The 1,625-nt window shown below is 64.1% G+C and carries 1 protein-coding gene and 1 pseudogene; one reads left to right on the top strand and one right to left on the bottom strand.

The window, feature by feature from the left end; genetic code table 11:
* A partial coding sequence (locus tag VGP39_RS17445) for a HAMP domain-containing sensor histidine kinase (RefSeq protein ID WP_327569351.1) occupies positions 1-1,209 on the top strand: 1,209 nt, incomplete at its 5' end.
* A 9-nt stretch (positions 1,210-1,218) separates the two neighbouring features.
* Here the strand turns inward: VGP39_RS17445 and lysK are convergent.
* Positions 1,219-1,625, bottom strand: a pseudogene (gene lysK, locus VGP39_RS17440) (lysine--tRNA ligase); the annotation flags it as partial.

The raw sequence follows: 1,625 nt of genomic DNA, 5'->3' as shown, positions 1-1,625 counted from the left end.
GCCAAGGCCGTCGCCATGAAGATCGGTCAGCAGCGCCGGCTGCTGGCGATTTCCGAGAACCTGCCGCCGGTGCATGCCGATATCGATATGCGCAGCGTCTCGTGGTGGCGGGCGGTCATAGATGCCTTCGAGACGCTGTTCTGCTCCGACAATGACATGCTGCGCGTCGTCGGCCCGGCGCCAATGGGCGGCGAGTTCGTCGAGATCGTTCTCGACGAGGCGCCATTGCGCCAAGCGATGCTGCGGTTCTCGGCCAATGTGCTGCTGCTGTCGCTGTTCATTTCAGTGGTCACCGCCGCGCTCGTGTATCTTTCGCTGCATTACATGTTCGTGCGCCCGATGCGGCGGATCACGGCCGAGATGATGGCGTTCCGCCAGCAACCCGAGAATCCCGCGCGCATCACGATCCCGTCGGATCGCCAGGACGAGATCGGCATGGCGGAACGCGAGCTTGCAGCGATGCAGACCGACATTGCGTCGATGCTGCATCAAAAGAGCCGCTTGGCCGCGCTCGGCTTGGCGGTGTCGAAGATCAATCACGACCTGCGCAACCTGCTGGCGTCCGCCCAGCTGTTCTCGGATCGGCTCACAAGCGTGCCCGATCCGACGGTGCAGCGTTTTGCGCCGAGCTTGATGCGCGCCCTGGAGCGCGCGATCGCATTCTGCCAATCGACGCTGTCCTACGGACGCGCACAGGAATCGCCGCCGGAACGCCGCGCCGTCGCACTCGAACCTTTGGTTGAGGAGGTACGCGAAACGCTAGGCCTTGGTCCCGATACGCCGGTTCGCTGGGTTAGTGCGATCGAGCGCGGCCTGCGTGTTGACGCCGATCCCGATCAGCTGTTCCGCGTGCTGGTCAACCTCGGGCGCAATGCTCTGCAGGCGCTCGAAAGCCGCGGGCCGAACGATCCGATGCGCGACCAAGTCCGTGTCACCGGACGGCGCGAAGGCGCCGTCGTCGTCATCGAGATTTCCGATACCGGACCGGGACTTCCCGATCGTGCGCGCACGCACCTGTTCGAAGCATTCCAGGGGTCCACGAAATCCGGCGGTGCCGGCCTCGGCCTGACCATCGCCGGCGAGCTTGTGCGTGCGCATGGCGGCGATATCCGTCTCGTCGACGGCACCATCGGCGCCACCTTCCACATCACTATTCCGGATCGGCCGGTGGAGCTTGGCGCGCGGCGCGGCGAACGCGCCCGCGCTTAAACGGCCCCGCTAGGCTGAACGCGCCAGCGCGCCGTCGATCATGTCGACGGTGTTCTTCAGTCCATAGACCCCAACGAAAGAGCCAAAGCGCGGCCCTTTTTCCTGCCCGAGCAGCACCTGATAGAGCATGTTGAACCAATCGAGCGAGCCGCCGGGCTTACCGTCCTTTGCCTTCTTCTTTTCATCGAGGAACGGCTCGCGGCGCCCGATCTCGTAAACGACATCCTGAATTTGCTCGGCGGTGAAATCGCCGGGAAGCTGCGACAGCGCATCGCGCAGATCGTTAAGCGCCGCGCGCTCCTGCTCCGTCGGCTCCCGGAACCGCTTTGTCGGCAGCACGAAATCGCGGAAATAATGAATGGCATAGCCGACCAGCGCATCGAGCTTGGGATGCGTTTGCGGTGTCACGCCCGGAC

Source organism: Bradyrhizobium sp. (assembly GCF_036009065.1).
Lineage (GTDB): Bacteria > Pseudomonadota > Alphaproteobacteria > Rhizobiales > Xanthobacteraceae > Bradyrhizobium.
This window is presented reverse-complemented; position numbering and strand designations above follow the sequence as displayed.